This window comes from Serratia oryzae (genome assembly GCF_001976145.1).
GTDB classification, from domain to species: domain Bacteria; phylum Pseudomonadota; class Gammaproteobacteria; order Enterobacterales; family Enterobacteriaceae; genus Chania; species Chania oryzae.
In genome coordinates this window covers 17,096-40,798 of record NZ_MOXD01000007.1, presented here as the reverse complement: position 1 = coordinate 40,798, position 23,703 = coordinate 17,096, and the positions used below count along the sequence as shown (strand labels likewise).

At 52.6% G+C, this 23,703-nt stretch carries 25 protein-coding genes, 1 other RNA gene and 1 pseudogene; 10 read left to right on the top strand and 17 right to left on the bottom strand.

The annotated features are described in order from the left end of the window. Nucleotides 1-430 precede the first annotated feature (430 nt). Nucleotides 431-691 carry a YfhL family 4Fe-4S dicluster ferredoxin gene (locus BMI79_RS13800; protein ID WP_076942718.1) on the top strand — a complete coding sequence of 87 codons (261 nt, stop codon included), beginning with the start codon at nucleotides 431-433 and terminating at the stop codon, nucleotides 689-691. Nucleotides 692-751: 60 nt separating this feature from the next. Here BMI79_RS13800 and acpS read toward each other — a convergent pair whose 3' ends face one another. The 11 genes from acpS to rpoE form a co-directional block, all read right to left on the bottom strand. After that, complete coding sequence (gene acpS, locus BMI79_RS13795; RefSeq protein ID WP_076942717.1) at nucleotides 752-1,132, bottom strand: holo-ACP synthase; 381 nt, start codon at nucleotides 1,130-1,132, stop codon at nucleotides 752-754. Then, nucleotides 1,132-1,863 (bottom strand): pyridoxine 5'-phosphate synthase, encoded by a 732-nt coding sequence (pdxJ, locus tag BMI79_RS13790; protein ID WP_076942716.1) that lies wholly within the window; start codon nucleotides 1,861-1,863, stop codon nucleotides 1,132-1,134. The genes acpS and pdxJ overlap by 1 nt, the downstream gene beginning before the upstream one ends. A gap of 74 nt (nucleotides 1,864-1,937) precedes the next feature. Continuing rightward, on the bottom strand, nucleotides 1,938-2,669 hold the full coding sequence (recO, locus tag BMI79_RS13785) for a DNA repair protein RecO (protein WP_076942715.1): 732 nt from the start codon (nucleotides 2,667-2,669) through the stop codon (nucleotides 1,938-1,940). Between the two features lie 7 nt (nucleotides 2,670-2,676). Further along, complete coding sequence (gene era / locus BMI79_RS13780) at nucleotides 2,677-3,585, bottom strand: GTPase Era (protein ID WP_076942714.1); 909 nt, start codon at nucleotides 3,583-3,585, stop codon at nucleotides 2,677-2,679. Beyond that, nucleotides 3,582-4,262 carry a ribonuclease III gene (gene rnc, locus BMI79_RS13775; RefSeq protein WP_076942713.1) on the bottom strand — a complete coding sequence of 227 codons (681 nt, stop codon included), beginning with the start codon at nucleotides 4,260-4,262 and terminating at the stop codon, nucleotides 3,582-3,584. Before rnc ends, era begins: the two co-directional genes overlap by 4 nt. A 242-nt stretch (nucleotides 4,263-4,504) precedes the next feature. After that, entirely contained in the window at nucleotides 4,505-5,482 is a 978-nt protein-coding gene (lepB, locus tag BMI79_RS13770) for a signal peptidase I (protein ID WP_076942712.1), read from the bottom strand. Between the two features lie 31 nt (nucleotides 5,483-5,513). Beyond that, complete coding sequence (gene lepA, locus BMI79_RS13765; protein WP_076942711.1) at nucleotides 5,514-7,313, bottom strand: translation elongation factor 4; 1,800 nt, start codon at nucleotides 7,311-7,313, stop codon at nucleotides 5,514-5,516. Nucleotides 7,314-7,682: 369 nt separating this feature from the next. After that, nucleotides 7,683-8,159, bottom strand: a complete 477-nt coding sequence (gene rseC / locus BMI79_RS13760; protein WP_076942710.1) for a SoxR-reducing system protein RseC — start codon at nucleotides 8,157-8,159, stop codon at nucleotides 7,683-7,685. Continuing rightward, the gene (rseB, locus tag BMI79_RS13755) at nucleotides 8,156-9,112 is read right to left on the bottom strand and encodes a sigma-E factor regulatory protein RseB (RefSeq protein WP_076942709.1); all 957 of its coding nucleotides are present in this window, start codon (nucleotides 9,110-9,112) and stop codon (nucleotides 8,156-8,158) included. Before rseB ends, rseC begins: the two co-directional genes overlap by 4 nt. Continuing rightward, nucleotides 9,112-9,765, bottom strand: coding sequence for an anti-sigma-E factor RseA (gene rseA, locus BMI79_RS13750; RefSeq protein WP_076942708.1), 654 nt, complete (start codon nucleotides 9,763-9,765; stop codon nucleotides 9,112-9,114). Before rseA ends, rseB begins: the two co-directional genes overlap by 1 nt. Nucleotides 9,766-9,795: 30 nt before the next feature. Further along, the gene (gene rpoE, locus BMI79_RS13745; protein WP_076942915.1) at nucleotides 9,796-10,371 is read right to left on the bottom strand and encodes an RNA polymerase sigma factor RpoE; all 576 of its coding nucleotides are present in this window, start codon (nucleotides 10,369-10,371) and stop codon (nucleotides 9,796-9,798) included. Nucleotides 10,372-10,584: 213 nt separating this feature from the next. On the opposite strand from rpoE, the gene nadB reads away from it, so the two are divergent. Further along, nucleotides 10,585-12,186 carry an L-aspartate oxidase gene (nadB, locus tag BMI79_RS13740; RefSeq protein ID WP_208611209.1) on the top strand — a complete coding sequence of 534 codons (1,602 nt, stop codon included), beginning with the start codon at nucleotides 10,585-10,587 and terminating at the stop codon, nucleotides 12,184-12,186. A gap of 33 nt (nucleotides 12,187-12,219) precedes the next feature. On the opposite strand, the gene trmN is transcribed toward nadB, so the two are convergent. Beyond that, nucleotides 12,220-12,999, bottom strand: a complete 780-nt coding sequence (gene trmN / locus BMI79_RS13735; protein WP_076942706.1) for a tRNA(1)(Val) (adenine(37)-N(6))-methyltransferase TrmN — start codon at nucleotides 12,997-12,999, stop codon at nucleotides 12,220-12,222. Between the two features lie 98 nt (nucleotides 13,000-13,097). Here trmN and srmB point away from each other — a divergent pair, with 98 nt between their 5' ends. Next, nucleotides 13,098-14,408, top strand: coding sequence for an ATP-dependent RNA helicase SrmB (gene srmB / locus BMI79_RS13730; RefSeq protein WP_076942705.1), 1,311 nt, complete (start codon nucleotides 13,098-13,100; stop codon nucleotides 14,406-14,408). 148 nt (nucleotides 14,409-14,556) lie between these two features. On the opposite strand, the gene grcA is transcribed toward srmB, so the two are convergent. After that, nucleotides 14,557-14,940: an autonomous glycyl radical cofactor GrcA gene (gene grcA / locus BMI79_RS13725; protein WP_076942704.1), complete on the bottom strand. Its 384-nt coding sequence runs from the start codon at nucleotides 14,938-14,940 to the stop codon at nucleotides 14,557-14,559. 357 nt (nucleotides 14,941-15,297) lie between these two features. Here grcA and ung point away from each other — a divergent pair, with 357 nt between their 5' ends. Continuing rightward, nucleotides 15,298-15,981, top strand: a complete 684-nt coding sequence (ung, locus tag BMI79_RS13720; protein WP_076942703.1) for a uracil-DNA glycosylase — start codon at nucleotides 15,298-15,300, stop codon at nucleotides 15,979-15,981. Nucleotides 15,982-16,045: 64 nt separating this feature from the next. On the opposite strand, the pseudogene BMI79_RS24270 reads toward ung, so the two are convergent. Together BMI79_RS24270 and grpE are read right to left on the bottom strand one after the other, a co-directional pair. Beyond that, nucleotides 16,046-16,147 (bottom strand): annotated as a pseudogene (locus BMI79_RS24270) (YjiS-like domain-containing protein); the annotation flags it as partial. Between the two features lie 292 nt (nucleotides 16,148-16,439). Beyond that, nucleotides 16,440-17,024 (bottom strand): nucleotide exchange factor GrpE, encoded by a 585-nt coding sequence (gene grpE / locus BMI79_RS13710; protein WP_076942702.1) that lies wholly within the window; start codon nucleotides 17,022-17,024, stop codon nucleotides 16,440-16,442. A gap of 124 nt (nucleotides 17,025-17,148) precedes the next feature. Here grpE and nadK point away from each other — a divergent pair, with 124 nt between their 5' ends. From nadK to bamE, 3 genes are all read left to right on the top strand, one after another. Next, nucleotides 17,149-18,027 carry an NAD(+) kinase gene (gene nadK, locus BMI79_RS13705; RefSeq protein WP_076942701.1) on the top strand — a complete coding sequence of 293 codons (879 nt, stop codon included), beginning with the start codon at nucleotides 17,149-17,151 and terminating at the stop codon, nucleotides 18,025-18,027. 86 nt (nucleotides 18,028-18,113) lie between these two features. Further along, nucleotides 18,114-19,775: a DNA repair protein RecN gene (gene recN, locus BMI79_RS13700; protein WP_076942700.1), complete on the top strand. Its 1,662-nt coding sequence runs from the start codon at nucleotides 18,114-18,116 to the stop codon at nucleotides 19,773-19,775. Nucleotides 19,776-19,878: 103 nt separating this feature from the next. Next, nucleotides 19,879-20,220 carry an outer membrane protein assembly factor BamE gene (bamE, locus tag BMI79_RS13695; RefSeq protein ID WP_076942699.1) on the top strand — a complete coding sequence of 114 codons (342 nt, stop codon included), beginning with the start codon at nucleotides 19,879-19,881 and terminating at the stop codon, nucleotides 20,218-20,220. Between the two features lie 112 nt (nucleotides 20,221-20,332). Here the strand turns inward: bamE and BMI79_RS13690 are convergent, their stop codons facing one another. Further along, nucleotides 20,333-20,617, bottom strand: a complete 285-nt coding sequence (locus tag BMI79_RS13690; protein WP_076942698.1) for an RnfH family protein — start codon at nucleotides 20,615-20,617, stop codon at nucleotides 20,333-20,335. Continuing rightward, nucleotides 20,610-21,044: a type II toxin-antitoxin system RatA family toxin gene (locus tag BMI79_RS13685; RefSeq protein WP_208611208.1), complete on the bottom strand. Its 435-nt coding sequence runs from the start codon at nucleotides 21,042-21,044 to the stop codon at nucleotides 20,610-20,612. Before BMI79_RS13685 ends, BMI79_RS13690 begins: the two co-directional genes overlap by 8 nt. Before the next feature lie 161 nt (nucleotides 21,045-21,205). Between BMI79_RS13685 and smpB the strand changes: the two genes are divergently transcribed. The 3 genes from smpB (at nucleotide 21,206) to BMI79_RS13670 (ending at nucleotide 23,547) form a co-directional block, all read left to right on the top strand. Then, the gene (gene smpB, locus BMI79_RS13680) at nucleotides 21,206-21,688 is read left to right on the top strand and encodes an SsrA-binding protein SmpB (RefSeq protein ID WP_076942697.1); all 483 of its coding nucleotides are present in this window, start codon (nucleotides 21,206-21,208) and stop codon (nucleotides 21,686-21,688) included. A 49-nt stretch (nucleotides 21,689-21,737) separates the two neighbouring features. Then, nucleotides 21,738-22,101, top strand: a transfer-messenger RNA (tmRNA) gene (gene ssrA, locus BMI79_RS13675). A gap of 204 nt (nucleotides 22,102-22,305) precedes the next feature. Continuing rightward, nucleotides 22,306-23,547 (top strand): integrase, encoded by a 1,242-nt coding sequence (locus BMI79_RS13670; protein ID WP_076942696.1) that lies wholly within the window; start codon nucleotides 22,306-22,308, stop codon nucleotides 23,545-23,547. Nucleotides 23,548-23,703: the final 156 nt, after the last annotated feature.

Genomic DNA, 23,703 nt, shown 5'->3' with positions numbered 1-23,703 from the left:
TCAATTGCGTAAAAACTCTCTCACCTAATGATTTTCTTATTAAAATATAAGGAAATAAGAAATTCACTCATTTCAGATTAGCTATCACCTATCATTCATAAAATTAATGAATAAGGTGAGCGGAATATCTCTGATACTGAACAATAAGGAAGGAAATACGACTGATTGGAATCTAATGCCTTACCACAGCAACGCGGATATATCGGCAAGGCCCGTTGGCCCGCGCAGCACCAATTCTTATCAACGTGATTCTGTGGTACAGTGCGCGGCGTTGAAATTATTCCTCAGCAAACCTGGTTAGCTCATGGGAATACTCAGAGAAACGCAGCGGTGATAGGGCAAACGCGCAAGCCAACCATTCGCCATCGCAAACAAGTACGCCACGCATTTAACCGATTGAATTTAAAAGATAGAAAGGTAAATTACTACAATGGCCCTATTGATTACCAAACGCTGTATCAATTGTGATATGTGCGAGCCGGAATGCCCGAATCAGGCGATTTCGATGGGGGAGGAAATTTACCAGATCGACGCCACTCGCTGCACCGAATGCGTTGGGCATTATGATACACCAACCTGCCAGCAGGTTTGCCCGATCGACAACACCATCATTATCGATCCGCAGCATGTCGAAAATCAGGAACAACTGTGGGAAAAGTTTGTGCTACTGCATCATGCCGATCGGCTGTGAACCCGATAGCAATACGGGGGCTCAGGCACAATAGGCAGAGCCCGGCACTGGCTGCATCCATCACCCTTCAATAATCACCGTAGCGCAGGCATAACGCCGCTCGTCCGCCAGAGAAACGTGGATCGCGGTAACCCCCATTTTCTGCGCCAACTCAGCGGCTCCTTCATGCAAGCGAATATTTGGCTTGCCCAAACCGTCGTTAAACACTTCGAACTGATTGAAGGCCAAGCCGTTGCGGATGCCGGTACCAAAGGCTTTGGCGGCAGCTTCTTTCACCGCAAAGCGTTTGGCAAGAAAGCGTATCGGCTGCTGATGCTGCTGATACGCTTCCCATTCCGCCTGGCTCAACACGCGGCGCGCCAAACGATCGCCACTGCGTTCCACCACCGCTTCGATGCGCGCTATCTCAACGATGTCGGTACCTAAGCCAAGGATCGCCATTAGCGACGCGCTTCACGCATCAACAGTTTCATCTCCGCCACCGCCGCGGGTAAACCGCTCATCACCGCCTGGCCAATGATCGCGTGGCCAATATTCAGCTCGTGCATTTCTGGCATAGCCGCAATTGGTTGGACGTTGTGATAAGTCAGGCCATGACCGGCGTTGACCTTCAGCCCTTTACGCGCGGCGTAGGTTGCTGCCTGCGCGATGCGCTTCAACTCAGCCTGAACGGCCAGTTCACCTTGTGCCTCGGCATAAGCACCGGTGTGGATCTCAATATAAGGCGCGCCGACGGCAACGGCGGCGTCAATCTGGCGGTGATCGGCGTCAATAAACAGTGACACCAGGATCCCGGCTTGAGATAGGCGTTCAACCGCCACGGTCATTTTGTCCAGTTGCCCAGCCACGTCCAATCCACCTTCGGTGGTCACTTCCTGGCGTTTTTCCGGCACCAGGCAGCAAAAGTGCGGCTTCAGTTCGATGGCGATATCCAGCATTTCGTCAGTCACCGCCATTTCCAGGTTCATGCGCGTCTGAATCGTCTGGCGCAGAATGCGCACATCCCGATCGGTAATATGGCGGCGGTCTTCCCGCAGATGAACGGTAATACCGTCGGCACCGGCCTGCTCGGCAATAAACGCCGCCTGAACCGGATCCGGATATTGGGTCCCGCGCGCGTTACGTAACGTGGCAATATGATCGATATTAACGCCCAGCAGCAAATCAGCCATCACAATCCTCTCAATAACGATGTTCAGTAACAGCAGTTTACACGCCAGCGGAAAACGGCAAAAGCAGAAAGAGATTAAGCTTCGTCGACGGGGGGCTCGGGTTGTTTGCGCACGAACTGGCGGAACAGCTCACGGCTTTTCAGCGGTTTGCCGCCAAGGTAGGGTTTCAGCGCCATACGAGTAAAACGTTTGGCCGCGCGCAGCGTTTGAGCATCAGGGAACTGTCGCTCGGCCAATGCACGCAGTTCACGGCCGGTAAAACTGTAGTGATCCACCACCAAACTGGCGATAAAGCCTTTTTCTTCACGATAGCGGTAGGTCATGCGATCATCCACCGGCTCACCGCTGCCCGCACAGTGCAAAAAATCCAGGCCGTAACCGAGGTGGCCTAACAGGGCTAATTCGAATTGGCGTAGCGCATGTTCCGGCGAGCTGTCTTCTGCCGCCAACGCCTGCAGGCATTGCAGATAGTCGAAGAACAGCACCGAATAATTGCCCTCCTGCTCCAGCACGCGCGACAGCAATTCGTTCACGTACAGGCCGCTGTAAAGCATCATGCCACTGAGAGGTAAACCGAGAGAAACCGCTTCGGCATTGCGCAGCGTTTTAACTTCGCCACGCCCGCCCCAGCGAACCAGCAGAGGGGTGAAGGGTTGCAAACACCCTTTGAGATTAGAGCGACGGCTGCGCGCGCCTTTTGCCAGCAAGCGCACCCGCCCATGACCTTCCGTGAACAGATCCAGCATCAGGCTGGTTTCACTGTACGGCCGCCCATGCAGGACGAAGGCGCGCTCCCAGCCATCCATCAGAGGCTTACTTCAGGTCGTCGACATAGCCCAGGCTACGCAACGCACGTTCGTCGTCTGCCCAGCCGGATTTCACTTTCACCCACAGTTCCAGATGCACTTTGGCTTCAAACATCTGTTCCATATCCTGACGGGCTTCAATGCCGATAGTTTTGATCTTCGAACCTTTATTGCCGATAACCATTTTCTTCTGGCCTTCACGTTCCACCAGAATCAAGCCGTGAACGTCGTAACCACCGCGATCGTTGGCCACAAACTGTTCAATTTCCACCGTCACCGAATAGGGCAGTTCTTCCCCCAGGAAACGCATCAGTTTTTCACGGATGATTTCCGACGCCATAAAGCGCTGGGAACGATCGGTAATATAGTCTTCCGGGAAGTGGTGTTCCGCTTCCGGCAACAGTTTGCGCACAATACCGGCGATCGCGTCCAGATTCGTCCCCTTTTCCGCGGAGATCGGCACCACATCAAGGAAATTCATCTGCTGGCTGAGGAACGATATGTGCGGCAGCAGCTTGGATTTGTCGGTAACGTTGTCGACCTTGTTGATCGCCAACAGCACCGGGCACTTCAGGCTACGCAGTTTGTTAACCACCATCTCATCATCGGCGGTCCAGTGAGTTCCTTCCACCACGAAGATCACCAACTCTACGTCGCCAATCGAACTGCTGGCTGCGCGGTTCATCAAACGGTTGATGGCGCGTTTTTCTTCGATGTGCAGCCCTGGGGTATCCACATAGATAGCCTGATAAGGCCCTTCGGTATGGATCCCCATAATGCGGTGACGGGTAGTCTGTGGTTTACGCGAGGTGATGGAGACTTTTTGCCCCAACAGTTGGTTCAGCAACGTGGATTTGCCCACGTTGGGACGACCTACGATCGCGATAAAACCACAGTATTGTTTTTCTTCGCTCATTCAAGCTCCAGCTTTTTCATCGCTTGTTCCGCTGCTGCCTGTTCGGCTTTACGGCGGCTTGAGCCTGTGCCCACCACGGGCGCGCTCAAACCACTCACTTGGCAGTGGATGGTAAACTCCTGATCGTGCGCTTCACCGCGAACCTGCACCACCAGATAAGAAGGCAACGGCAGATGACGGCCCTGTAAAAACTCCTGCAAGCGGGTTTTCGGGTCTTTCTGCTTATCACCGGGGCTGATTTCTTCTAACCGGCTGCGATACCAGTCCAAAATCAGGCGTTCGACGGTCTGAATATCGCTATCCAGGAACACGCCGCCAATCAAGGCTTCCACCGTATCTGCCAGGATCGATTCGCGGCGGAATCCACCACTTTTCAACTCTCCCGGCCCAAGGCGCAGGCATTCACCCAGATCGAACTCGCGCGCCATCTCCGCCAACGTATTCCCCCGCACCAGCGTGGCACGCATGCGGCTCATATCGCCTTCGTCTACGCGAGGAAAACGGTGATAAAGCGCATTGGCGATGACAAAACTCAGAATAGAGTCACCGAGAAACTCAAGACGTTCATTATGTTTACTGCTGGCGCTACGGTGAGTTAACGCTTGCAGTAAGAGCTCCTGCTGTTGAAAAGTATAGCCCAGCTTCCGCTGCAGCCTGTTTATTACGATGGGGTTCATGAGTTACCAATAGATCAAGAATGCGTCAAAAACTTGCAGCATACGGAACAGGCCTGCTTCGCCTAAAGCCAATCCAAAGCTGTTTCGTTTGCAGTGGCTCCCAACAGGGAGCCAACTTTTTATCGCTCGAGAAGGTATTCTACAACGAGTGGAAATATAATGCTGCGTTTATATATACCCAATGGATTTCAAACCGCAGCTAACAGCGCTGCAGTTAAAAGATTGCGGGTTAAAAACGCCTATTAATGAATTCCACCAATGCGGCTCAATCTTACGCCGGTTGGCCATTCACCTTCTTGCTTTTCAAAACTCATCCAGATGGCCGTGGCTTTGCCCACCAGATTTCTTTCCGGCACAAAACCCCAATAACGGCTGTCAGCGCTATTATCACGGTTGTCGCCCATCATGAAATAATGCCCGGCAGGAACTACCCACTCCGCTAATTGCTGGCCTGGCTGCTGGTAATAGCCCCTGATCTGATCCTGCGCACCGGGCACGGTCAGAATACGGTGTGTGACATCACCCAAGGTTTCCTTGCGCTCACTCAAACGAATACCGCCCGGTGGCACGCTATCGGCCAGCGGGATCTGGAAGAAACCATTGCTGGCTTCACCCATGCCGCTGCGGCTGAACATTTGCACGAAATCACTTGGCTGCGCGTCGCTGTAGGTCACCGCCAATGCGCTATCGCATGACTGGCCGTTATTACAAGATGGCTGCACCGTGACGCGTTTATTGACCGGATCATAGGTAACACGATCGCCCGGCAGGCCGATAACGCGTTTGATATAGTCCAATTTCGTGTCACGGGGATATTTAAATACGGCAATATCGCCGCGTTTAGGTTGCCCGGTAGGAATTAACGTCGTCTGGGTGATCGGATCCTTAATACCGTAGGCAAACTTTTCCACCAGAATAAAATCGCCAATCAGCAGCGTCGGCATCATTGAACCGGAAGGGATCTGAAAAGGCTCGTAAATAAACGAGCGCACCACAAACACCAGCAACAATACCGGGAAAACCGAAGCACCGGTTTCAACCCAACTCGGTTGCTTCGCCGCCTGCGCCAGCACGTTTTCGTCTATTTCGCCCGTAGCCTGTGCATTGATCGCCGCAATTTTCGCCCGGCGTGCAGGTGCCCATTTAAAGCGCTCAAAGCACCAGATGATCCCAGTCACCAGCGTCGCAATTGCCAGAATCAAGGCAAACATATTCGCCATGCAAACTTCCTCGTTAAACGAGCTTTCGCTCTTACTTGCTGTCTTTGCCTACGTGCAGGATGGCCAGGAAGGCTTCCTGTGGCAACTCAACGTTCCCCACCTGCTTCATGCGTTTCTTACCGTCTTTCTGTTTCTGCAACAGCTTCTTCTTACGGCTCACGTCACCGCCGTAACACTTCGCCAGAACGTTTTTACGCAGCTGTTTCACGGTGGAACGCGCAATGATGTGAGTACCGATCGCGGCCTGGATCGCAATATCGAATTGCTGGCGTGGGATCAGCTCTTTCATCTTTTCTACCAACTCACGGCCACGATATTGCGAATTATCACGGTGAGTGATCAATGCTAACGCATCGACACGTTCGTTGTTGATCAGCACATCGACACGCACCATGTCAGAGGTTTGGAAACGCTTGAAGTTATAATCGAGCGACGCGTAACCGCGCGAGGTCGACTTCAGGCGATCGAAGAAATCAAGCACCACTTCTGCCATCGGAATTTCGTAGGTCAGTGCCACCTGGTTACCGTGATAGACCATGTTGGTCTGCACACCACGTTTCTCAATGCACAGCGTAATCACGTTACCCAGATATTCTTGCGGCATCAGCATATGGCATTCGGCGATCGGCTCACGCAGCTCAGCAATATTGTTCAGCGGCGGCAGTTTGGACGGGCTATCGACGTAAATAGTTTCTTTGCTGGTGGTTTCCACTTCATACACAACCGTTGGCGCGGTAGTGATCAACTCAAGATCGTATTCACGCTCCAAGCGTTCCTGAATGATCTCCATGTGCAGTAAGCCCAGGAAACCACAGCGGAAACCGAAGCCCAATGCCGTAGAGCTTTCTGGCTCGTAGAACAGGGAAGCATCGTTCAGGCTCAGTTTACCCAGCGCATCGCGGAAGGCTTCATAATCGTCGGAACTGATCGGGAACAGACCCGCGTAGACCTGCGGCTTCACTTTCTTGAAGCCTGGCAGCATTTTTTCTGCCGGCTGGCGAGCCAGAGTCAGGGTATCCCCTACCGGCGCACCAAGGATGTCTTTGATGGCGCAAACCAGCCAACCCACTTCGCCACAGTTCAGCACGTCGCGATCGACGCGTTTCGGGGTGAAAATCCCCAGGCGATCGGCGTTATAAGTTTGGCCGGTGCTCATTACCTTGACTTTGTCGCCCTTACGCAGCGTCCCGTTTTTAACGCGGATCAGGGAAACCACGCCCAGGTAGTTATCAAACCAGGAGTCAATGATCAGCGCCTGCAGTGGCGCTTCCGGATCGCCCTCTGGCGGTGGAATATCGCGCACCAAGCGCTCCAGAACGTCTGGCACACCCACGCCGGTTTTCGCCGAACAGCGCACCGCATCGGTCGCATCAATGCCAACAATATCTTCGATTTCCTGCGCTGCACGATCGGGATCGGCGGCAGGCAAGTCGATCTTGTTCAACACCGGCACAACTTCCAGATCCATGTCCAGGGCGGTATAGCAGTTGGCCAGCGTCTGAGCCTCTACGCCCTGCCCGGCATCAACCACCAGCAATGCGCCTTCACAGGCGGCCAGCGAACGGGAAACTTCATAGGAGAAGTCAACGTGCCCTGGGGTGTCGATAAAGTTAAGCTGATAAGTTTGACCATCTGTCGCTTTGTAATCGAGCGTTACGCTTTGTGCTTTGATGGTAATACCACGCTCACGCTCCAGATCCATTGAATCCAGAACCTGCGCCGCCATTTCACGCTCGGTCAAGCCGCCACAGATTTGAATAATACGGTCTGACAGCGTCGACTTACCGTGGTCAATATGGGCAATAATGGAGAAATTTCGTATATGCTTCATTATAAAAGTTTTTCTGCCTTGGTATTTCTGAATTACTCGCCTATGGAAACCCGCATGGACATAAAGCGACAGTGAATGGGTTAGGCCGTCTTTCGCCTGAATCGCAGCATTCTACATGCCACACCACTGAAAACCTAGCGATCGGTGCAGTGAAGGCATTCTATTTATGCTCATTTTAGTGTTACAGAGCGGCGCAAGTTTTGAAAGCCGATGCTCACAAATAACCGTCGCGGCAAGCGCCCTGACTCCAGCGGAAACGAGCGGCTCTCAATAGAGTATTTTCTGCTGTTTAGCGCAGACAGTTTATTGCACTGGTGAACAAGATGATTTATCACCGCATAGAAGCCTAGCAACGACGCGGTGACCATTTTAGAGCGGGGTTTCGTTTTCTGTTTGCAAACGCAACGCGCCTGGGGGCAAACCGATTTGCAGTACCACAGGTTGATAATCAGCCTGTTCACCGAGGTGCGTTGCCAGCAAGCGGGCCACCAGAAAAGCGGCACCACCACCGATCACAGCCCCAAACAGCGCGGCGGCGTCACTGCCCTGCCACCATTGCAACAAGCCACCGCCAAGCATAACGCCAAACAATGGCGTCATATACACCAGCATTGCCGAACGCAACAAACTGCCTTCAGCAATGCCAACTTCAACACGCTGCCCAGGCTCAAGCGGCTGCTCAATCTGCACCTGTAAATGATGTTCACTTTCCGGCACCAGTTCATTCAGTGCTCGCGCACCACAGCCGGAACGGGCCGTGCAACTACCACAACCCGCTTTAGGTTCGCAGCGTAACAAAGCAACCCCTTGCTGCCACGAAACGACCGTAGCCCATTCTTTCATCATGGCGGTGATACCTTGAAAGAAATACTGTCAGCAATCCGCTTGGCCGTTGACGGTGGTAATTCGCCGACTATGGTAATTTCATTACCATGGCGGATTTCGGTCTGAATGGTACGGCGGCCTTGGCGGTAAAACTGCTGGCTGACGCTGCTGCCAGATGGCGTTACGTTCACCGAAAAACTGAATAGACCATCGCTGTACAAACGCGACTCAACGGGTTCATCCACATTCGGCAACTTGCGGCGATTGCGAGCCACTTCGTTGACCCCTGCGGGTAACCAGCCCGTTCTCCAACCCAGTTGAATATTTTCTGCAGCAGGTAACGACAGCAACGGCGGCAGATTAGCCTTGAGCAAACCCTGCATGACGTTCTTCACCTGCTCTCCCACCACGAACGAGATCACGCGATACTGTTCTAACGTTTCACCATCGCGATCAAGCAGATCCACCCGCAGCGGCAGCTTGGTCTCCGCGTCCATCCACACAACGTAGCTATAGCGGGAACCATCACGCGCAACAATGCGAAACACCTCGCTTGGACGATCGGCGATACGGGTTTGCCCAACGGAAATGAAGTCGTAGTATTTCGCCAGATAATTGAAATCGGCATACACAATGGAAGGTAACACATCAACGATGTGATCGCCGGATAGGGTGAAAGGCTCAAGGCCAGGTTCGAAATAGCTGATCCCGCCGCCACGCTGCAGCACTTCGCGGCGCGGGCCATCCATATGCAGCAGTTGCCCTAAAGGCTGATTATCGATCACAGCATGGCGGTAGCGTAACGACTCTATCCCCTGCTTAGTGATGCTGATATAGGCGATTTCATAATTGAGTGAACGACTGGCACTGCTCATTTGTTGTAATAACGCCCCAGACTCAGATTGAGCTGGGGCGATATTTGAAAAGAGCAGGCTGCCCGTCAATAGACAAACGGATAACCAGATTTGCTTCATTACTGCTGTTGCATTCCTAAAGACTGAGTTCCAGGGACCTGAACAGCGGCCTGTTGCGGAGTGCTCTGTTCAAGTTGCAGTTGATCAGAATGCAAACGGCGTTGCAGTTCATAATCCTGCAGCATGGCATTAATACGCTTACGCTGTTCCTGTACCTGTTGCTGCTGGCCGCTGCCAGTTGAGAAGCTATCCGCCGGCACGCCCAGGCTAACCGGTGAAGCCTGCCCCATGATAGGCAAGGTGTTGAATACCGGGGTCTCAGACGCCCCAGATTGGACATCTGGCTGGTTATAATGCTGCACACCCACAATCACCGCCAGAGACACACAGGCAGCGACACCCACTTGCGTGAGTTGGCTGGCCCAAGGGCGAATCTTGCCCCAGAAAGGCATTCTTCCCCATGTATGGGGCTGTGGCTGGGATTCGGGAACGGCTGAAGGAACCAGACGTACGGGTTCTTTCTCCAGCGCTGCGGCAACACGATCTGCGATATCGAGATGCATGACTTGGCCGATATCACCCCGTAATGTGTCACGGATCAGGTGATAGCTCTGCCAGCTTTGTTGAAGCGCCTTATCTTTGCACAATGAACTCAGCAGCTCACTGTCCAGCGTTTCTCCGTCCATCAGAGCGGAAAGCTTTTCTTTCTGCATACCTAAGTACCCTTCCTGTGTCCGCCATCGCTAACGTTGGATCAGCGGTTGAACTTTATTATCGATAGCCTCCCTGGCGCGGAAAATACGCGAACGTACTGTTCCCACCGGACAGTCCATGATAGATGCTATCTCTTCGTAGCTTAGACCATCCAACTCCCTCAAGGTAATCGCCATGCGAAGATCTTCAGGAAGTGACTCAATAGTACGGAAAACTATCTGTCTCAACTCTTCTGACAACATTAAGTTCTCAGGGTTCGAAATTTCTTTCAGTGCACCCGCACTTTCGTAATTTTCAGCATCGTTAGCATCCACATCGCTTGAGGGTGGACGCCGCCCCTGAGCAACCAGGTAATTTTTTGCCGTGTTCACGGCAATTCGATACAACCAGGTATAAAAGGCGCTATCACCACGGAATGATTCCAGTGCGCGATAGGCTTTAATAAACGACTCCTGCACCACATCAGGGACATCACCCTGGGGTACATAGCGAGAAACCAGGCTCGCAACCTTATGCTGGTAACGAACTACCAGTAGGTTAAAAGACTGCTGATCGCCCTTTTGGACTCGCTCAACCAGAACCTGATCCGTTAACTGCTCGCTCATCCGAGGTAAATTCTCCCCAAATCCGTCTCCATGCGTAAAACAGTACTGCCAGCCATACATTATTTTCCTGAGCAAGCACTCGCTTGGAGTTCATATAGAACACGAAGTTCCATACCGCCATTGTTTTTCTGTTGATATCAACCTACCCGTGGCTTTTGCCCGGATAAGTAGGCTAACATGAATTTCACTCTTCTTCTGCACACATCATACGTTATGCAACCATCTTCTGAACATGTTAGCGATGTACTGATCGTCGGCAGCGGTGCTGCGGGCTTGTCACTGGCGTTGCGCCTGGCGCAACATTGCAAGGTTACCGTACTCAGCAAAGGCCCACTCAATGAAGGGGCGACCTTTTATGCCCAAGGCGGGATCGCCGCGGTGTTTGACGAAACGGACAGTATTGCCTCGCACGTTGATGACACACTGATCGCCGGAGCAGGCCTGTGTGATAAAGACGCCGTCGAATTTATCGCCGGAAACGCACGCCATTGCGTACAGTGGCTGATCGATCAAGGCGTTCTGTTCGACACCGAAACCAATTCCCAGGGTGAAGCACGTTATCATCTGACGCGCGAGGGCGGGCATAGCCACCGCCGTATCCTGCACGCCGCCGATGCTACCGGTAAAGAAGTAGAGACCACCCTGGTAGGGAAAGCAAGTTCCCACCCTAATATTTGTGTCATGGAACGCCACAATGCGGTCGATCTGATCACCTCCAATAAAATCGGTTTGCCGGGCACCAAACGCGTAGTGGGCGCTTACGTCTGGAACCGTGAACAGGAGCAGGTGGAGACTTACCGCGCCAAAGCGGTGGTGCTGGCCACCGGCGGTGCTGCCAAGGTCTATCAGTACACTACCAACCCGGATATCTCCTCCGGTGACGGCATTGCCATGGCCTGGCGCGCCGGCTGCCGGGTCGCCAATCTGGAATTCAACCAGTTCCACCCAACCTGCCTGTTCCATCCACAGGCCCGCAACTTCCTGCTGACCGAAGCACTGCGCGGTGAAGGGGCTTATCTGATACGCCCGGACGGCAGCCGCTTTATGCCGGACTTCGACCCGCGAGGCGAACTGGCTCCGCGCGATATCGTGGCTCGCGCCATTGATCATGAGATGAAGCGCCTGGGTGCAGACTGCATGTATCTGGACATCAGCCATAAGCCAGCCGAATTTATCACCCAGCATTTCCCGATGATCCATGAAAAACTGCTGACGCTGGGGTTTGATCTGACCAAACAGCCGATCCCGATTGTGCCAGCCGCCCACTACACCTGCGGCGGCGTGATGGTCGATCAGCATGGCCGTACCGATCTGGATGGCCTGTACGCCATTGGCGAAGTCAGCTATACCGGCCTGCACGGCGCTAACCGCATGGCGTCTAACTCACTGCTGGAGTGCCTGGTTTATGGTTGGTCCGCTGCCGAAGATATTCTGACGCGCCTGCCCGCCATCACGTTAGCCAAACAGTTACCAGCGTGGGATGAAAGCCGAGTCGACGATTCCGACGAACGTGTGGTGATCCAGCATAACTGGCATGAATTGCGGCTGTTTATGTGGGATTACGTCGGCATCGTGCGCACCACCAAACGCCTTGAGCGCGCCCTGCGTCGTATCAATACGCTGCAGCAGGAGATCGATGAGTACTATGCCAACTTCCGCATCTCCAACAATCTGTTGGAGTTACGCAATCTGGTACAGGTAGCGGAGCTGATTGTGCGCAGCGCGATGGCGCGCAAAGAAAGCCGTGGGCTGCATTTTACGTTGGATTATCCCGAGCAACTGCCGCAACCCAAGCCCACCATCCTGCAACCTTGAGAATTTTTCCCCTCTTGTGCTGAGAGGGGAATGTTAATAGTTCAGGTAAAAATCCGTAATCAACCGGCGGAAATCAGCGGTATAGCGGCCATCATCCTGTTTTATCGCCAACTCAGCTTCCTCCTTTACCACCGGGTGACGTGTCAGAGCCAACAACATACGATGCTGCGGCGTCTCGGCCCGATCGCTGATATTCAGCCGCCGAGCGGTATGCCAGCCACGTTGGTGGGCATTCACTTCAAATGCTTCGCCGATACCATGAGGTAACACCACGCAGAAATGGCCGTTTTCACCGAGCAAACGCTCGGCACAATCCAGCAGAGCATCGTGAGTCAGGGTTTCGGTATAGCGAGCGTGGGTTCGGGCCAGATCGCGGCAGGCGACGGACGGCTCAAAATAAGGCGGATTACTGACGATCAGGTCATAGCAATGGGTATGCCGCAGGGCAAAATGGTGGATATCCTGGCTATGCACGTTAATCTTTTGCGGCCAGGGCGATTCCAGCACGTTTTCACCGGCCTGAGCGGCAGCGTCACTATCCAGCTCAACCGCATCAATGGTGACCTCTGCGGCCGATCGCTGTGCCAGCATCAGGGCGATCAGCCCACTGCCACAGCCAATATCCAGGATCCGCCGTGCCTGCCCCAGCGCCACCCAGGCACCGAGCAGCACGCCATCGGTGCCCACTTTCATCGCACAGCGATCGTGAGCAACAAAGAATTGTTTAAAGGTAAAACCACCGCGGCGCGGGGCCTGTTTGGTTGTTGTTTGATTACTCACAATAGCCACCTGGTGACAAAACTGGCGTAGCATAAGGCAATCTGATTGAGGGTAAAAGAGATGCTTTCCTTAAAAAGGGTGAACCCTGAGGCTAACCCGTCTATAATCGGCGCCCCAAGTAGAGGTAGACCATGACAGCAACCCAATTTTCCGAACTCGAACTCGATGAACGCCTGATCACCGCGCTGCGTGATAAAGGTTACGATCGCCCCACCGCCATTCAAGCCGAAGCGATCCCGCCGGCCATGGACGGGCGTGATGTCTTGGGTTCGGCTCCCACCGGCACCGGTAAAACCGCCGCATTTTTGCTGCCCGTTTTACAGCACCTGCTGGATTTCCCGCGTAAAAAATCCGGCCCGCCGCGCGTACTGATCCTCACCCCAACGCGTGAACTGGCAATGCAGGTTGCCGATCAGGCGCGTGAATTAGCTGCTCATACCTCGTTGGATATTGCCACCATCACCGGCGGCGTGGCCTATATGAACCACGCAGAAGTGTTCAGTGAGAACCAGGACATCGTGGTTGCGACCACTGGCCGCCTGCTGCAATACATCAAAGAAGAAAACTTTGATTGCCGTGCGGTTGAAACCCTGATCCTCGATGAAGCCGATCGCATGCTCGATATGGGCTTTGCGCAGGATATCGAAACCATTTCTGCCGAAACCCGCTGGCGCAACCAGACACTGCTGTTCTCTGCCACGCTGGAAGGCGATGCCATTCGCGAATTTGCCGAACGCATCCTGAAAGAGCCGGTGGAAGTGGAAGCCGACCCATCGCGCCGCGAACGCAAAAAAATCCTGCAATGGTACTACCGTGCCGATGACGTCAAGCATAAAACCGCGCTGCTGGTGCATCTGCTGAAGCAGCCGGAAGTGCAGAAATCCGTCATCTTCGTGCGCAAACGCGAGCGCGTGCATGAACTGGCCGCCTGGCTGCGCGAAGCGGGTATCAACACCTGTTATCTCGAAGGTGAAATGGTGCAAGCCAAGCGTAACGAAGCGGTCAAACGTATGATGGATGGCCGGGTGAACGTGCTGGTTGCCACCGACGTTGCCGCGCGTGGCCTGGATATCCTGGATATCACCCACGTGTTTAACTTCGACATGCCGCGCACCGCCGATACCTATCTGCACCGTATCGGCCGCACTGGCCGCGCCGGGCGCAAAGGCACCGCGATCTCGCTGGTGGAAGCACACGATCATCTGCTGCTGGGCAAAGTGGGCCGTTATCTGAATGAACCGCTGAAAGCCCGCGTGATTGATGAACTGCGCCCGACCACCAAAGCGCCAAACGAAAAGAGTAACGGTAAACCTTCGAAGAAGGTTCTGGCAAAACGCGCTGAAGATAAGCTGAAGAATAAAGAAAAGGCCAAGGTCAAAGTACGCCATCGCGACGCGAAAAACGTCGGTAAACGCCGTCAGCCCAAAGCCAAACCTGAGTAATAATATGATCTGAGTATCTGAAAACCGCCTTTTCTCTGAAGGCGGTTTTTTATGATCTCAGCCGCTGGAGATCTGCTCTCTCCCTTGCTTGCTGCGCTACAGGCATTAAAAAAGGGAGCCGCAGCTCCCTTTCGTCCTCAGCCTGAAATTACAGGCTTTCAGTAAAGGTACGAGCAATAACATCACGTTGCTGTTCTGGCGTCAGTGAGTTGAAACGCACCGCATAGCCAGAAACACGGATGGTCAGTTGCGGGTATTTTTCCGGGTTCTTGACCGCATCTTCCAGCGTTTCACGACGCAGCACGTTCACGTTCAGGTGCTGACCACCTTCCACACGCACGGTTGGCTGCATTTCCATCGGCACTTCACGATACTCGATCTGGCCCAGTTCGCTGACAGGAACGATCTGATCTTCAGAATAATCAGCCTTGGCGCACACGCAGCGGGCTTCTGATTTCTCTTCATCCAGCAGCCAGAAAGAGTTCACCAGTGCCTGATTGTTCGCTTTAGTGATTTGAATACCAGTAATCATTGTGTTGCCTCCGTAATAAGGGAGAAAAATTTCTACATTGTCGAAACCCATGACGAGTTCCGGCTATTTGGTAAAACCAATGTTGTCTTATTGTTCTGTATACCAGTCTGACCGGGTGAGTTCCTTGATTTAAGTCAATTTTTACGGGGTGGGATAATGGGCGTCAAAGGCAAATTTATGTTTTATATCAATTTTACCCCTTTACGGCCTTAAAATTATTTTTGTAAATTTTAAAAAAATTTGTAATTTTTGGTCCCCCCGACCTTCTACGCCAATGCTAAAAGCAGGTTTCACTGTACGAAGGTAAACGGTAAGCTATGCACAGTGAATTGCTAACGAAAACAAAGGAGAGCGTTTATGTCCACCTCCCTCACCTGGCATGACGTCATCGGCAAAGAAAAAGAGCAGCCCTATTTTCTTGAAACGCTCGCCTTTGTTGCCGCAGAGCGTCAGTCTGGTAAGACCATTTATCCGCCGCAGAAAGACGTGTTCAATGCCTTCAGGTTTACTGAACTGGCAGATGTCAAAGTGGTGATCCTCGGGCAAGACCCTTACCATGGCCCCAATCAGGCTCATGGCCTGTCGTTTTCCGTGCGCCCTGGCATCCCGGCACCGCCGTCGCTGGTGAATATGTATAAAGAACTGATGACCGATATCCCCGGTTTTGAGCGCCCTGACCACGGTTATCTGCAAAGCTGGGCCGAGCAGGGCGTGCTGCTGCTTAATACCGTATTAACCGTCGAAGCTGGCCGGGCGCACTCTCATGCCAATCTGGGCTGGGAAACCTTTACTGATAAGGTGATTGCCGCGCTGAATGAACACCGTGAGGGACTGGTGTTCCTGTTGTGGGGGTCGCATGCGCAGAAGAAAGGGAATTTTATCGATCGCCAGCGCCACCACGTGCTGAAAGCCCCTCATCCATCACCGCTTTCTGCTCATCGTGGTTTTCTCGGCTGCCGCCATTTCTCACAGGCCAACCAGTTGCTTGAACAGCAAGGCTCAGCCCCTATCGACTGGACACCACGCTTGCCGCAGGAATAAAACTACGCTGCCGATGCCCCTGGCTGGGGCATCGGCAGATCAATGAGCGTCACCACGGCCTAGGTTATCTCCGCTCTTCCCGCTCCACATCAGTGCGCCTGAGCCCGATGTCCCGCAGTTGCGCATCGCTTATTGCCGCCAGAATGTTCCTTGCCGCATGCCTATTCCACCAAGCCCGCTAGCGCAATAACTGCCAAGCACCCTATCTTCTGATTCTGGCAGCACCGAGCCGTTCACTGGGCTCTTCCAATAAGTTATCCATCTCTCACTGCCCATCAGTGTGCCGTTCGGCCAAAAAGAATACAGATGTAGAATTTCAATTTTTAAAGCATGCAGATGGGGAAAATAGGAAGCTGTATCACAAGCCAAGAAAAGGATAGGAATTGTAATGAGGTTCGGAAATTGTTGCCGCTAAACAACAAGGGCACCTTGCGGTGCCCTCACTTATCACCAAAACCTTACGCCTTGGCTTTAGCCACCGCGACCATTGCCGGGCGCAGCAGGCGGCCATTCAGCGTATAGCCTTTCTGCATCACCATCATCACATGGTTCGGCTGATGTTCAGCGGACTCCATCATGCTCATCGCCTGATGCACGTCTGGGTTGAACGGCACATTGGTATCTCCCACCACTTCAATGCCGTACTTGCGTACCGCGTCCAACAGTGACTTCAGCGTCAGTTCGATACCTTCGATCATCGCCGCCAAATCTGGGTTGTTCTTGTCTGCCAGCTCCAGCGCACGCTCAAGGTTATCGATCACCGGCAGCAGATCGCCTGCAAATTTCTCTAACGCGAATTTGTGTGCTTTTTCAATGTCCAGTTCGGTGCGGCGACGGACGTTTTCCATCTCAGCCTTGGCACGTAACAGGCTGTCACGCTCACGTTGCTGGGCTTCTGCCAGTTGGGCTTCCAGCTCAGTAATGCGTTCGTCGCGCAGATCGACACCTTCCATCATCTCCGGCAGGGTTTCCTCGTGCTGGGCTTGCTGTTCCATCTCTTCCGAGACTTGCTCGTTTGGCGTCTTCTGTTCTTTACTACTCATGGATATCTCCGCGTTTTAGCATTAATCTCGCAACTTGGCTTATTATGGGGATCAAAACCGGGGTTTCAAGTCAGCCGGTCACAATGTGGGGCATAATCCGGCCCCGGTGAGGAAAATCACAACAATGAATAAAAAATTTACCTGTATTGGCATTGTTGGCCACCCGCGTCACCCTTCTGCTTTGGCAACACATGAGATGTTGTTTCACTGGCTGGTCGCCCGTGGCTATTCGGTAATCCTTGAGCGCCAGATCGCCCACGATCTCGGGCTGAAAGACGTGATTACCGGCAGCCTGGCAGATATTGGCCAGCAGGCCGATCTGGCAGTGGTGGTGGGTGGCGATGGCAACATGCTGGGAGCAGCGCGTGTACTGGCGCGTTACGATATCAAGGTGATCGGGGTTAACCGCGGCAATCTGGGCTTCCTGACCGATCTCGATCCTGATAACGCACTGCAGCAACTGGCCGACGTGCTGGAAGGCGAGTATATCGACGAACAGCGGTTCCTGCTGGAAACCATCGTGCATAAAGAGCACCAGCAATGCCGTGTCAGCACCGCGATTAACGAGGTGGTGCTGCACCCGGGCAAAGTAGCGCATATGATCGAGTTTGAAGTGTATATCGACGATCGCTTTGCGTTTTCCCAGCGTTCCGACGGCCTGATCATCGCCACGCCAACCGGCTCTACCGCCTATTCACTTTCCGCCGGTGGGCCAATACTCACGCCTTCTCTGGAAGCCATTGCGCTGGTTCCGATGTTCCCGCACACGCTTTCTGCCCGGCCATTGGTCATCAATGGCAGCAGCACCATCCGGCTGAAGTTTTCCCAGACCGGGCGCGATCTGGAAATCAGTTGCGACAGCCAGATCGCCCTGCCCATACAGGAGGGTGAAGAGGTGCTGATTCGCCGTAGTGACTTCCATCTGAATCTTATTCATCCAAAGGATTACAGCTATTTCAATACATTGAGCACCAAGTTGGGGTGGTCAAAAAAATTGTTCTAAAAATAGCGCCAGCTACTTTACTGTATATAAAACCAGTTTATACTGTATGAAATAACAGTTGTGTTTTTATACACAGGAAGGTCCCTATGCTGGCACAATTAACCATCAGCAATTTTGCTATCGTTCGTGAGTTGGAGATCGACTTTCAACCGGGTATGACGGCGATTACCGGTGAAACCGGTGCCGGTAAGTCGATCGCCATCGATGCGCTTGGCCTGTGTCTCGGCAATCGTGCCGACGGCAAAGTGGTGCGTTTAGGGGCCACCCGTGCCGATATCTGCGCGCGCTTTTCTCTGGCAGATACCCCCTCCGCCCGCGAATGGCTGGAGCAGAATCAGCTTGATGACAGTAACGAATGCCTGCTGCGCCGCGTGATTGGTGCCGATGGCCGTTCACGCGGTTTTATCAACGGCACTGCCGTCCCGCTTTCGCAATTGCGCGAACTGGGCCAACGGCTGATCCAGATCCACGGCCAACATGCACACCAGTTGCTGTTAAAGCCCGAACACCAGAAACAGCTGCTGGATGCCTATGCCAGCGAACCTGCGTTGCAAACGGCCATGCGTCAGGCTTACCACCAGTGGCACCAAAGCTGCCGCGAACTGGCACATCATCAGCAGCAATCCCTCGAACGTGATGCCCGCAAACAACTGCTGCAATATCAACTGAAAGAGCTGAATGAATTTGCCCCGCAGGCGGGTGAATTCGAGCAGATCGATACCGAATACAAACGCCTGGCCAACAGCGGCCAGTTGCTGACGCTAAGCCAGCAGGCATTGCAGCTGCTGGCAGATGATGAAGAGCACAATATGCTCAGCCAACTCTATAGCACCAAACATCTGTTGACCGAGTTGGCAAGTATGGACGAAAAGCTCAGCGGGCTGTTGGACATGCTCGAAGAAGCGTCGATCCAAATCAGCGAGGCCAGTGACGAACTGCGTCATTATACCGATCGCATGGATCTCGATCCCAACCGGCTGTATGAGCTGGAGCAACGCCTTTCCCGGCAAATCAGCCTGGCGCGCAAACACCATGTTTCGCCAGAAGAGCTCCCCAACCTGCATCAGCAGTTGCTCGATGAACAACAACTGCTCTCCCAGCAGGAAAGCGATCACCAACATCTCAGTGCAGCGGTTGCCCAGCATCACCAGCAAGCGCTGGCACTGGCTGAACAACTGCACCAAAAACGCCAACATTATGCCGCAGAGCTGACCACATTGATTACCGACAGCATGAATACGCTCTCAATGCCGCACGGTAAATTCCAGATTGATGTCCGCTTTGAGCCTGAGTATCTCAGTAGCGAAGGGGCAAGCCGCATCGAGTTTTACGTTTCCACCAACCCGGGGCAACCGTTGCAGCCGTTGGCCAAGGTGGCATCTGGCGGTGAACTTTCCCGTATCGCATTAGCCATTCAGGTGATCACCGCGCGTAAAATGGAAACCCCGGCATTGATCTTTGATGAAGTTGACGTGGGGATCAGCGGCCCAACCGCTGCCATCGTTGGCCGCCTGCTGCGCCAATTGGGTGAATCAACACAGGTGATGTGCGTCACCCACCTGCCGCAGGTTGCCGGTTGTGGCCATCAGCATTTCTTTGTCAGCAAACAAACCGACGGCACAGAAACCGAAACCCAGATGTCCCCTTTGGACAAACGGGCTCGCTTGCAAGAGCTGGCGCGCCTTCTTGGTGGCAGTGAAGTCACTAAAAATACGCTGGCAAACGCAAAAGAATTGCTGGCTGCATAACTTTTTTACTTTCCTGAGGTCATATTGGAGCCCTGTAAAGGTTTCCAACTGCTGCAAGGTCTATTATCATCGGCATCCTATGCCCTAAAGGAATGTGATTACTATGCGCTGTAAAACGCTGACAGCTGCCGCTGTGGTTCTTGTGATGCTGACTGCAGGCTGTTCTACTTTCGAGAAGGTGGTTTACCGGCCTGATATCAACCAGGGTAACTACCTGACACCTACTGATGTGGCGAAAGTCCACAAAGGAATGACACAACAACAGGTTGCTTATACATTGGGCACACCAATGATGCAGGATCCGTTTGGTTCTCAGACGTGGTTCTACGTGTTCCGCCAGCAACCTGGCCATGAAAAAATTACCCAGCAAACGCTGACGCTGACCTTCGACAGCGCAGGCGTATTGACTGATATACAGAATAAAACCGCGCTGACGGCACAGTAAGCCAAGCCGGAGCTGTCATCCGGCCCGTGAGGGAGTGCAGAACTCGTCACGACAGTTCAGGCTGCAACTCGGAAGATAATATTCTGATAAAAAATAAGGCGCTGAGTGCGCCTTATTTTTTTGCTTTTTCCGCCCGCTGGCGACGTAGTTCTTTAGGATCGGCAATCAATGGCCGATAAATCTCCACCCGGTCGCCGTCATTCAGCACATCACCCAATTTGGCGGGGCGGCTGTAGATCCCGACTTTATTGCTGTTTAAATCGATATCACTACGCAGCTCAAGCAACCCAGAAGCCAGGATTGCCTGTTCGACGTTACTGCCCGGCGCTAATTTCACCTGGCGCACATACTGGCGCTCTGGCAGCGCATACACCACCTCGACCTGTATATCAGACACTGTAAATCTCTTTTGCACGCTGAGTGAACGCCTGCACCATATTGCCTGCCAGTTCTTTAAACACTTTGCCGAAAGCCAACTCAATCAGCTTGTTGGTGAATTCAAAATCCAGATGTAATTCAACCTTACAAGCCTCTGGGCTCAACGCGGTGAACTGCCAGCCCCCCATCAGCTTACGGAACGGGCCATCAACCAGCTGCATATTGATACGTTGGTTATCATGCAACGTATTACGCGTGGTAAACGTCTTGCTGATACCGGCTTTCGCAACGTCAACCGCCGCGGTCATCTCATTAGGGGAAGCGGCAATCACCCGGCTACCGATGCAACCTGGCAGAAAATCGGGATAAGAATGAACATCATTAACCAACTGATACATCTGCTCGGCGCTGAACGGCACCAATGCAGATCGACTGATCTGGGGCATATCATTTCCTGTGAGGCATAAAACGTACAGATAATACCATTTATCTATCGTCAGACAAAAAATCCGCTGCACATTTAATGGTTCGAAAATACATGAATTTGCGCAGGTACCGACCGGGAAAGGATTTCTTTCGCTGTCGCATCCAGTATAATGCTTACACTATGACAAAGAAAAAAGCATACAAACCCGGTTCCGCTACCATTGCGCAAAATAAGCGAGCACGTTTTGAATACTTCATCGAAGAAGAGATCGAAGCGGGCTTGGCTCTGCAAGGTTGGGAAGTAAAATCACTGCGTGCTGGCAAAGCTAACATCAGCGACAGCTACGTGATGTTTCGTGACGGTGAAGCCTATCTGTTTGGTGCTACCATCTCGCCACTGAACGTTGCTTCGACTCATGTAGTATGCGATCCCACACGTTCCCGCAAACTGCTGCTGAAAAAGCGTGAGCTTGACTCACTGATTGGCCTCGTTAACCGCGATGGTTACACCCTCGTTGCTTTATCCATGTATTGGAAAAATGCCTGGAGCAAAGTGAAGATCGGTGTTGCCAAAGGTAAGAAAGAACACGATAAGCGCGATGACATCAAAGATCGTGAATGGCAGACGGCGAAAGCCCGTATCATGAAGCATGCCAATCGTTAAGCCGCTGGCTTAACAGGGTAAACTTCTGTTATACTGCTCACAGTTACTTGGGGCTGATTCTGGATTCGACGGGATTTGCGAAGCCCTAGGAGCATGCCGAGGGGCGGTTGGCCTCGTAAAAAGCCGCAAAAAAATAGTCGCAAACGACGAAAACTACGCACTAGCAGCTTAATACCCTGCTTAGAGCCCTCTCTCCCTAGCTTCCGCTCTTAAGACGGGGATCAAGAGAGGTCAAACCCAAAAGAGATCGCGTGGATGTCCTGCCTGGGGCTGAAGCGTTAAATCCAATCAGGCTAGTTTGTTAGTGGCGTGTCCATCCGCAGCTGACCGGCGAATGTAAAGATTGGACTAAGCATGTAGTGCCGACGGTGTAGTAATTTCGGACGGGGGTTCAAATCCCCCCAGCTCCACCAAAATTCTCCATCGGTGATTACCAGAGTCATCCGATGAAGTCCTAAGAGCCCGCACGGCACAAGCCCTGCGGGCTTTTTTGTGCCTTCAATTTGTCCCGCGAAGTCCGAAGAGAACTAATTAAATCCGCACCTTTTAGGCCCATTGATAGGCCCAACGAAAAGCTCTATTGTTTTCGTTGGGCCTAAACGCATGGAGACTCCCCCATGGCAAGAAAAACCAAGCCGTTAACCGATACGGAAATCAAAGCCGCCAAACCTAAAGCTACCGATTACCAGCTGTATGATGGTGACGGGCTTACTCTATTAATCAAGTCCAGTGGTAGTAAGCTCTGGCAGTTCCGTTACTATCGGCCTCTGACCAAGCAGCGAACCAAACAGAGCTTCGGTGCATACCCTGCCATATCCCTTTCTGATGCGCGTAAACTCAGAGCTGAATCTCGAGTTTTGTTGGCGAAAGACATTGATCCTCAGGAACATCAGAAAGAACAGGTAAGAAATTCTCAAGAGGCTAAAACCAACACTTTCTTGCTAGTTGCCCAGCGTTGGTGGAATGTGAAGAAAGCCAGCGTAACAGAAGACTATGCCGACGATATCTGGCGCTCACTTGAGAGAGATATTTTTCCAGCAATCGGTGATATCAGTGTCACTGAGATTAAGGCTCATACTCTGGTTAAAGCAGTGCAGCCGGTCCAGGCCAGAGGTGCATTAGAGACAGTCCGACGCCTTTGTCAGCGTATTAACGAAGTCATGATTTATGCGCAGAACACAGGCCTGATTGATGCAGTTCCCAGTGTAAATATCGGAAAAGCGTTCGAGAAACCGCAAAAGAAAAACATGCCGAGTATCCGTCCGGATCAGCTTCCACAGTTAATGCAAACAATGCGTACAGCAAGTATCAGTGTGTCAACGCGGTGCTTGTTCATGTGGCAGCTTCTCACCATTACCCGCCCTGCCGAAGCTGCTGAGGCTCGATGGGATGAGATCGATTTCAATGCTAGCGAATGGAAAATTCCTGCAGCTCGAATGAAGATGAACCGGGACCATACGGTTCCACTATCCGATGAGGCTCTCTCTATTCTGGAAATGATGAAGTCACTCAGTGGTGGCCGAGAATTTATCTTTCCCAGTCGCATCAAACCAACCCAGCCAATGAACAGCCAAACAGTTAATGCCGCACTGAAGCGTGCTGGCTTAGGAGGCGTACTCGTTTCACACGGCTTACGTTCTATCGCCAGTACGGCACTCAATGAGAAAGGATTTCCGCCTGATGTCATTGAAGCAGCACTGGCTCATGTGGACAAAAATGAGGTACGTCGCGCTTACAACCGCAGTGATTACCTTGAGCAACGTCGTCCGATGATGCAGTGGTGGGCTTACTTTGTGAAAAAGGCAGATAGTGGCAGACTCACTGACGTTGAATTAACAACATTAAAGCTAACTGGATAAGACCAATTCTTAATCCACACAAGCGAAAAACAGGAGTGTGCGGTAATGGCGCAATCCTGTTATATAAAGTCTAACTCCCTAGGCTTCACGTATGATTCGACCGGACAGCATTGACTCATACTACGCAGAATAAATCCTAAGGAGCCTGCCATTGGT